At 47.9% G+C, this 9,078-nt stretch carries 7 protein-coding genes; all 7 read right to left on the bottom strand.

Annotated features, from left to right (window positions below; translation table 11 throughout):
* Positions 1 to 84: 84 nt before the first annotated feature.
* Positions 85 to 1,122, bottom strand: a complete 1,038-nt coding sequence (fhuF, locus tag L976_RS02505) for a siderophore-iron reductase FhuF (RefSeq protein WP_047533873.1) — start codon at positions 1,120 to 1,122, stop codon at positions 85 to 87.
* Between the two features lie 88 nt (positions 1,123 to 1,210).
* Positions 1,211 to 3,424: a TonB-dependent siderophore receptor gene (locus tag L976_RS02500; RefSeq protein WP_047540086.1), complete on the bottom strand. Its 2,214-nt coding sequence runs from the start codon at positions 3,422 to 3,424 to the stop codon at positions 1,211 to 1,213.
* A gap of 84 nt (positions 3,425 to 3,508) precedes the next feature.
* Complete coding sequence (locus L976_RS02495) at positions 3,509 to 5,401, bottom strand: IucA/IucC family protein (RefSeq protein WP_047533870.1); 1,893 nt, start codon at positions 5,399 to 5,401, stop codon at positions 3,509 to 3,511.
* A 4-nt stretch (positions 5,402 to 5,405) separates the two neighbouring features.
* Positions 5,406 to 6,047, bottom strand: coding sequence for a GNAT family N-acetyltransferase (locus L976_RS02490; RefSeq protein ID WP_081990892.1), 642 nt, complete (start codon positions 6,045 to 6,047; stop codon positions 5,406 to 5,408).
* Complete coding sequence (locus L976_RS02485) at positions 6,047 to 7,543, bottom strand: lysine N(6)-hydroxylase/L-ornithine N(5)-oxygenase family protein (RefSeq protein WP_047533867.1); 1,497 nt, start codon at positions 7,541 to 7,543, stop codon at positions 6,047 to 6,049. Before L976_RS02485 ends, L976_RS02490 begins: the two co-directional genes overlap by 1 nt.
* Positions 7,544 to 8,121: 578 nt before the next feature.
* A complete protein-coding gene (locus L976_RS02480; protein WP_037428620.1) occupies positions 8,122 to 8,406 on the bottom strand; it encodes a DUF2798 domain-containing protein in 285 nt (94 codons plus the stop codon).
* A gap of 193 nt (positions 8,407 to 8,599) precedes the next feature.
* Positions 8,600 to 9,025: a hypothetical protein gene (locus tag L976_RS02475; protein WP_037420023.1), complete on the bottom strand. Its 426-nt coding sequence runs from the start codon at positions 9,023 to 9,025 to the stop codon at positions 8,600 to 8,602.
* Between the last annotated feature and the right edge of the window lie 53 nt (positions 9,026 to 9,078).

The raw sequence follows: 9,078 nt of genomic DNA, 5'->3' as shown, positions 1-9,078 counted from the left end.
ATTGCTAACTGTTGCATGAAAGCGGCGGCAACGGCTGTTGTAATCCATATAGTCCATCAAGTCTGCGAGCTGCGACCGATAAGGCTAAGCGTGAGCAGCACATTTTGCTTGGGCGCGCGTGGCTAACGGGCAATCGCCGCAGCGATGACTATTCGTGAGTTGATACCTTAAGCAGCACACGCGGCGAATATTGTCCGCATCAGCAGCAGAGGCGGGTAGCAAATTAATGCTGTTAAAGAGTGGATTAACCTCGCCATCCTCAAAGGATTTAGTGTTGAACAGCAGCGTCTTAAGCTGTTCAAATTCAATATCTGGCAATGCCATTTCGCCTAAATACCAGTGAATAAGGTAGCCTAAATGGCTCCAATACAGCTTTGCGGGTGTTGGGCTTAGACTGGTTAATCGCTCAACGTTAGGGATTAGATGGCTTTGAATCCACTGAATAAGTTGTCGTTCGCGGTGGGGCGTTAAGACCGTGGTTTTAACTATGGCAGCTTTTACTATGGCGGTTTTCACCTGAGGAGTTAGTGTTAATTGAAACTCAAAACCTGCGACTCTGCCCGAATCGTGGGGCCTAAGGTAAAAATGCTCAGGCGCTATATCAATTTGCTCAATCTGCTCAAGGGGGCTGGAGAGCGAGTGCGGCGCGTTAATAATCCACTCCAGCATGGGTGGCACTAACAGACCGAAATACCACTGTCCCCATAGCGAGTGCAGGGCTTTGGAATTATGGCTATGGCTGAGCAATACCTGCTCGGGTATATTTTCTAACGGGATGGAAGCTGTGGTTTTTCCCAAAGGTGGATAGGCCTTGGCAAAATCCAGTAATAGCGATTGATACACGGCTGGCTGACTCCAAGTATCAATACTGAGTCCTTGGGGCTTGGTGGTTGCTACAAAATGCTGAGCATAAAAAGGGGCACGCAGCGCCAGTCGTTGATTAAACGCTTTGGCGACTTGAGTTAAATCCGCAGGGCTTAGCGCTGTTAAGTCGGTTGTTTGCGCACCGCCCACAGTGCCAACACTCTGTGAGGGTTTGTGATGACACTGCTTGGTATGTTCAGGTTGAGTTCCTCTGGAAAGCTTGGCTAAGGTCAGTACCGTTTCCCTTTGGCGCGCCATAATCACTCCTTTGGCTTGAATTGATTAAACTGCGGCGAGTCTAGTCACCGCAGTTTTCATTGATGAACAGCTGATTATCGACAGTCCGTTAGAAGCGATAATCCAAATTCACGCTCATGCTGCGCGGGGTGCCGTATTGGAATTGGCTATATTGCCCCACTTGGCTGTAGTAGGTTTTATCTAAGGCGTTGTGCACATTGGCGCTTAGCTTTAGCTGCTCGGTAAAGGCATAACTTGCCATTAAGCTTGCTAATGCGTAGGAGTCTTGCTCAACCTCGACTCTGCCTAAGGGCGAGTTGACGGTTTGATAGACTCGGCTTTGCCAATTGACCCCAGCGCCTAGCTGCAACTTGTTCCAATCGCCGCTAAAGGTATAAGTAGTAAAGAGTTTTAGCTGCTGGCGAGGGGAAGTGGTGTTGATGCGATTGCCCTTAGGATCATCGGTACTGAACTGGGTGTAACCGAAGTAGATATTCCAGTCATCGGTGATTTTACCTGTGGATTCAAACTCAAAGCCTTGAGTTTTAGTGCCGTTAACCTCTCGATACACTGGGATAGTGGTGCCTGGCAGTACATCTCCGGTGCGTTCACCAACATTGTCTTGGCGAATTTCAAATACCGACAACGACATATCTAAGCTTTCATCCATCAAGCTGGCCTTAATACCCGCCTCGTAGTTTTTGCCTTTGACGGGGTCGATGTAGCTTGCATCGATGCGCTGCAAGGTTTGCGGCGCGAAAATATCCGTATAACTGGCGTAGAGGGAGTATTGCTCGCTCAGTGCGTAGGTCAGGCCAAAATAGGTGGTGAGCTCATTGTCGACCTTAAAATCATACATGCTGCCAAAGTTATCTTGGTCGGTTTGCCACTGGTTAAGGCGCAGCCCCGCAAGTAATGCCAAGGCATCGGTTAGATTGAGCTGCGTGGCCACATAGGCGGCGCTTTGCTCGGTTTCACCGAAGGAGCCCGTGGTGTGAGTCTCTTTCCACTGCGGTTTTGGATACTGGAAGTTGGCATCGCGAAAATCTCCCAAGGGCGGTACGGCGGCCGTAGGATAATAGTAAGGGTTGGCAAACTCTTGGCGCTGACCCGTCCAGCCAAAGGTCAGCTGATGCTCTTGGCCAAACAGGGCAAACATTCCTTGCGCCCGTAAGTCGAGGTTATGTTGGGTTCGGCTACCGTCAATATAGGCGATGGAACCTGCGGTTGCACCAAGATTGGTCACAGGATCTGGATAACCTGTAGCCCACAGTACATTATATTCCAGTGAGTTATCGCCATAACTGTAGGTGCCTTTTAGCTCCCAACCGTTATCAAAACGATGTTCAAGGCTGGCGAAGGTATTAAGCCCTTGGGTATGCGCCGAGGCCCAATCGGGGGCCGTGGAGGTCGCGCGATCGTAATTTGTACGGCTGCCATCACTGTGGAACAGCGGCAGCCCGCCGGACATAGTGCCTTCGGGCGTGGTGTCTTGATAATCGACTCCTAAGGTCAGCAGTGTGCTGTCGCTAATATCGGTTTCAACAATGCCATAGAGGGTGGTGCGTTGCTGCTGGTATCTGTCTTGGAAGGATTCTTTATCCTGATAGGCGGCGACAACACGGCCACGAATACTGCCACTGTCATTTAAACCGCTGGATAAATCGACCATGCCACGCAGATTGTTCCATGAGCCGAAACTCACTGAGGTGTTGCCCATAAATTCTTGTGTCGGGCGTTTACGAATAAGGTTAATCGCGGCCGAGGGGTTACCTGCGCCAGTCATTAATCCTGTGGCGCCACGGACAATCTCCACCCGCTCGTAGATGGCGGTATCGATAAGGTTATCGCCGTAGTTAAAACGAGTGTCATAGGTGGTGGGCACGCCATCGTAAAGAATGCTAGTGACCGCAATCCCCCGCGAACTGATGCTGTATCTGTCGTTGTCCATTGGCCGGGCATTGATGCCGGCCACGCTGGTCATGGCTTCAATCACACTGTTTAACTGCTGATCTTGCATCATTTGGCGAGTGACCGAGGTGACGGATTGCGGCGTCTCTAAATAAGACAAATCTAGGCCTGTTGCCGTGTTCATCGCAGGGGTTTTGTAGCGCTTATCGTGGAGATCCTTAGCACCAACGACATTAATGATTTCAATGTCTTTGGTGGATTTTTTCTGGGTATCGCTAGTATCTGCATAAGCATAGGGCATGCTGAGTATGGCTGAGCAGAGGATAAGCTCTGGGCGTGTGATGGCGAGTTGGCAGTGAGCAGCGAGTCGGTTGAGGGCGAAGGTTTTCATAATAATGATCTTAAATTCCATTTTGGCGGTTTGATTGACTAGGTTGTTTTTGGGCACAGATGAATGCCCAGGGTGGGCGCAGGCCCACTCAAGGTTAAAAATGCTTTAGGGTTTTAGCTTCTTATTTGCTGAGCCAAAGGCATGGCTTTGCCTGAAGGCGGCTAGCGGATTATCAAGTCCACCCGCAAAGCGCAGATTTTTTTCCCTGTCGGCAAGGTCAATCATCTGCTGGTTGTTATTGAGCTGAATGCGATTCAGGCAAGTGCGGACGAAGCTGTCTTTAAAGAGATCGTATTGTGCAAATTTGTCCGCCAAGTGCGGATGCTGCGCTTGATAGTCGCGTACATTGTCTGCCACCAACTCCCAAAATAGCGCTTCGATCACCGCGGTTTGCTTATCCAGAATTGGCGCTAAGTAACGGAAAATACAGTCAAAAATATCGAGCAAGATATAGTTGAGCTTCATCTCTTCTTCAAGCTCGACTGCAAGGCGTTGCACCTCTTTGGGTAGTGGCTCGCTACCGTTCAATACCGCGACTTCTTCGCCGATATCCTTCATCAATATTTTGACTGGGATACCGGCATCAAGCACTAAAATTAGGTTCTCGCCATGGGGCATAAACACCAGATCATAGGCGAAAAAGGCGTGCAGTAGCGGCGATAAGTAGAGCTTGAGATAACGCGTAACCCACTCCTTGGCGCTTAAGCCTGAGTGCTCAATTAGCGCTGCAATAAGTGCCTGTTCTTGATGATCTATGTGTAATAGCGCTGCCATGGTCATCAGGGTTTGCTGTGGCTCAATATGCGGTAGTGGGCTCTCACGCCACAGCGCCGACAGCATTTTCTTGTAGGCGCTATCTTGGGTGAGGGCCTCTTCGTAATACCTGTGGTGATAACCAATCGCGGCGATTTCTTTGAGGATCACAAAACCTTGTTCGGCAAAATAGCTGTCGCTTTCGATAAGCTTGGCTACCCAAGCGTTGATCTGCGGGGTGCAGCTCATATACAGCGGCGAAAGCCCGCGCATAAAGCCCATATTTAAGATAGAAAGCGCGGTTTTGACGTAGCATTTTTGCGGCGCACTTAAGTTAAAGAAGGTGCGGATCGATTGCTGAACTTGGTAGCAATCTTGGCTCTCGCCCAGGTAAATAATGTCGCCGCGGGCGATTTCGCCGGCAAAGGTGCGGGCAATTTTTTCGCGCCATTGCCACGGATGAACGGGCATAAAATAAAAGCTATCGTCCGCTTGCCCCAGTGCGCTTAAGTGTTGTTGAAACTCGGTGAACTGTTCACCAAGCTCTTGTTTTAGCAAGGTATCATGGTCTAATCCTTCGAGGGCGGAGAAGGTGGTTTTATCCTTATGCACCGCAATCCACACTAGCTGAAGCGCGCTGGCACTCTCGGGGGCAAATTGGTAATAGTCCTGCATATCAAAACCAATGCGGCCATTGTTGGCGATAAACACCGGATGCCCCTCGGTCATGCCCGCCTCAATAGTTTGATAATCGGCCTTAGCGAGTGTAGCGGCGGGGATGGCTTGATGGGCCAACTTGTAGGCCTTGCTGTAGAGCGTGCTGGTGATTTCTTCAAGATAAGTGGGCAACAGGGTTTCACTGATGCCAAGCACATTTTTTAAGCTGATTATCAGCCTCATGGCATCGAGGGGTCTTTCAGTGCCCGCACTGGTGACTCGGATAGAATCTGTCGCGATATCAAGGTGGTCGAGCTGATAATGGCGCGCGCTAAAGTAATACGTGCAGTCATTTAACCTGAGCTCATAGTGATTTACCTTTGCGCCTTGGGCGTAAATCTGTGGGCTAATGATCTTCTCATGGGTAAATTCACAGAGGATTTTCTTCACCAAATGGCGATTGGCTGCCTGCCAATGTTGGGGCGTTAAATGGGCGGGCACATGGGCGTAAGAGGGTAAGGCCTCGATATTCGGCAACTCGGATTGGGCGAATGGTTTGAGTAATAAGGTGTTAGTGGCTAAGTTCATCGGTTCACCTACAAAGTGATAAGGTTAAAAGTGACTGGGTAACAGGACGATTTTTACTCGGCAATTGGTGGGCAGCTTGAGTTGTCGTCAGGCGGCTTTGGGCACTGCAAAAACCTAAAAATGCGGCTTTGGTACTGAGTTGAATGGCTTTTTGGTAGCGGATCCCGATTTGGCAATTTAAGCGGTGGATCTTGTGGTTTTGCTGATCCGGCTCGACCACGAGTCGCGTAAACGCGAGGGTTTCAAGAACAAGTTGGGCGATAGCCTCCATCACTTTGCGGGATAAGCCATGAATCGGTTTGCCTTCAATCGGCGCAAGGATTAAATGCATACCGCAATCGAGCGGCTTAACCTGATAGTGCTGGCCAATTTCGTCATGGGCTGGGTCGTAGAGTTCCACCATAAATAAAGGTTTTGCCTGCCATTCCCCAATCAGTGCCACTTTGTGTTCCGAGGGTGCCATCGCTTGAGCAAGTGCATCAAGACTCATCCCCTGCATGCCCCAAAACTTGGCATAGTCTTGGTTAAGCCATGATTGCAGCATGGCAATGTCTTGCTCAAGGTTCAGAGGTTTAAGCACAAACTTATTGATTACAATCTGTTTTGAGAGCAAATCTAAACAGCGTTGGCTCCATTGACTGGCCATTACAGTGCCTCCTTATTCGGTGCCATTAAGGCCGGTGTACTGCCACCAGAAGGGCTTATCCGTAGCACGGTTTGTGGCTCATTACTGGGTTGTTGCGTGGGCTTGGCTGACGGATTTAACTCCTGACAAGGCTTAGAAGACGCAACCGCTGAGTGAGTGTTGCTTTCGACGGGTTGGTTTTTCGCGTCGTTGATGTTGTTGGGGTCAAAGGTTTGGAAGGCGATCCGCGTTTCAATCGGATAGGGGGCGTAACCTAAAACCGCTTGCAGAATGATGGCATTGCGATAGCAGCCCATACCCAAATCGGGTGAGCTAATGCCATGGGTATGTAGGCCCGCATTTTGGATAAAAATATCGCCTCTGACATCGATGCCATAGTCACGCTGGATGGCGAGTTGGCCACGATCATCAAATTCGATTTGTGATTTAATCCCTTGAATAAACTCGGGTAAACGATATTGATAGCCAGTGCCTAAGACGACGGCACCTGTCAGTTGCTCGAAGGCATATTCTTGCTCGAGGTGGTTGAACTTGAGTGTCAGCTTGTCGCCCGAGGTATCGATTGCTGTCAGTGCCACGTTAGTCAGCAGCTGGCATTGGATATCGCTGACTAAACGCTTTTGGTAAAGCAGGTCATAAATATCGTTGATTAGCTCGGCATTGATCCCCTTGTAGAGGGACTTTTGCTCTGCGATTAAGTGATGGCGTTTTTCCGGCGACAGTTCGTGGAAATAATCCACATAATCTGGTGAGGTCATCTCTAGGGTGAGTTTGGTGTATTCCAGCGGATAAAAGCGTGGCGAGCGGGTCATCCAATTTAGTTGATAATCATAAATATCAATGTCTTGTAGAAGATCGTAAAAGATTTCCGCTGCACTTTGGCCACTGCCAATCACGGTAATGGCGCTTTGGCTTTGCAAGTAGGCTTTTTGCCGGATATAGCTGGCGCTGTGCATGACACGCGGGTCTTGAATTGGGCAATTATCGGGTAGATAGGGAGTCGTGCCAGTACCTAATACCAGTTTGCGGCAGCGATAAGTGTGGGGTTTACCACTGCGTCTATCTACTCCCGTAACATGGTAGATGCCTTCACCGGCGTTGTAATCTAATTGTGTGACCTTAAAACTGAATCTCAGATTGGATAGTTGTGTGCTGACCCATTGGCAATATTGGTTATATTCATGCCTTGGGAGAAAGAAGTTTTCACGGATATAAAAGGAATAGAGTCGGCCTGTTTGTTTGGCAAAGTTAAGATAACTAAAACGACTTGTCGGATCGGCCATAGTGACCAAATCGGACATAAAAGGTGTTTGTAATCGAGAGGAGTTGATCAGCATACCCGGGTGCCAATCAAACTCGGTTTTAGCATCTAAAAATAAACAGCTGAAGTTATTAAGAGGTTCACATAGAGCCGCCAGTCCTAAATTAAATGGGCCTATGCCAATGCCGAGTAGATCGTAAATCGTACGATCAGTTTCCTTTTTTGGGGTAGTCACTTACGCCTCCTTGAATTCCTATTAAAACGGTTGCAGCCACCATCGACTGATGGATGAGTAGATGAGTGGACCTCTCTAAAGTTGCTTTATGAATCATTCTTTTGTGCTGCCGAACAGGAGCTTTACCGCTTGTTTTGCTATTACTCGCTCAGTGCAACGAGGAATAAATTAGCATCATAAAAATTACAAATGCAAATCATTCTCATTTAGTGCTTGTCGGATGAGTCGTACTTTTGACTGTTAAATAAAAGGCTGAAATACGGTTTGTCGGTGAGTTGATCAATGGGGAAGAAGGAAGGTCTAAGAGGTGTCTAAATGTATCACCAAAAATAATATTTATTTAAAAACAGTTGATTAAGTTGTTTTTTTGGTTGGTGATATTTTGCCCTAATTGCTTTTAGTGGCTTTTGAGGAGGCAACGAAAGTGCGAATAACTGCTGAGTGTAAATCGACTGTAAATCCGAATTAGTTCGTCAATTAACACTGCTAGTCAGCTATAAAAGATTGGATAAGCAAACGTAAAAGCCATCTTAAAAATGGCTTTTTGTGGAGTCAAAAGCAGAGGGAGAAGCAAAGGCCTAAGGTAATTGCACAAAAGCGGCGGTAAGTTTACGCACTAGGGGCAATACCATCAGCAGAGTCGGGAATGCCACCACCCAAGAGATAAACCATGCGCTCAACCAGAGCTCAACAAATTGTGCAGATGCGCCGACACCATTAAAAGTACTGATCCCAGAAACGATGCAACTCATTAAAATAGAAAGAAAAAATGGCATCACAACTGTGGCGTATTTTGCGGGTAACTTTGGTGTACCAAAAATAGTGCGGCTTTTATTTGTTGGTACAGAGTGTAAGCTAGACATGGAAACCTCAACAGGGTGTGACTTAGGCGAAAGAGCTTGCTGATTAGTGCTTAAGATTTACATGTATTTATGTAAACCCAAAGCGCAATCCGTTCGCCATTTTAGGAGCAAAACACGGCAAAAGCTATGGTGATACAGACCGATACTGGTCGTTTTGCGTTGGGTGAATAATCAGAACTAATCGTTTTATCGCCTAGGCTTGCCAATTGGTTGCCCATAATTCCCCGGTAACATTGACCCAATGACCGCGAGAAATTGGTGAGGTACCGAGTTCATTATCAAAGGGTAGGGTGAAACTTGATTGCAGTAAATACACAGTATCATCAGGCGTTTGGGTGATTTCGACAATTTGTCCCGAGGCCTCAAAGTGACAATTATGTTTGGGGAATTGCAGACTTTGGCGATGTTCAATAATGTCGGTTTGCAAATTTGCCTTGGCTAAACGGCCAAACAGTTCAACCGTCACCCATTGATTGACGGGGAAACGTTGCTTAGCTTGTTGATCATTGCCTTGATAGTAAAACCACACTGGAGCGCCATTATCCCATTGGGCAGCGACTTCACCTTGAAAACCACAGCCCCAAGGTGTGACGTCGAGAATATAGATCCGATACTGCATATAAAGTCCATTTACCATAACAAAAGCGTCGATATTATTTGCGCTATATTAAC

The sequence above is a fragment of the Shewanella sp. ZOR0012 genome (assembly GCF_000798835.1).
GTDB classification, from domain to species: Bacteria; Pseudomonadota; Gammaproteobacteria; order Enterobacterales; family Shewanellaceae; genus Shewanella; species Shewanella xiamenensis.
This window is presented reverse-complemented; position numbering and strand designations above follow the sequence as displayed.

Excerpts from the sequence above, each read along its gene's own strand:
- fhuF (WP_047533873.1), bottom strand. The coding sequence starts at position 1,122 with ATGGCGCGCCAAAGGGAAACGGTACTGACCTTAGCCAAGCTTTCCAGA.
- L976_RS02500 (WP_047540086.1), bottom strand. The coding sequence starts at position 3,424 with ATGGAATTTAAGATCATTATTATGAAAACCTTCGCCCTCAACCGACTC.
- L976_RS02495 (WP_047533870.1), bottom strand. The coding sequence starts at position 5,401 with ATGAACTTAGCCACTAACACCTTATTACTCAAACCATTCGCCCAATCC.
- L976_RS02490 (WP_081990892.1), bottom strand. The coding sequence starts at position 6,047 with ATGGCCAGTCAATGGAGCCAACGCTGTTTAGATTTGCTCTCAAAACAG.
- L976_RS02480 (WP_037428620.1), bottom strand. The coding sequence starts at position 8,406 with ATGTCTAGCTTACACTCTGTACCAACAAATAAAAGCCGCACTATTTTT.
- L976_RS02475 (WP_037420023.1), bottom strand. The coding sequence starts at position 9,025 with ATGCAGTATCGGATCTATATTCTCGACGTCACACCTTGGGGCTGTGGT.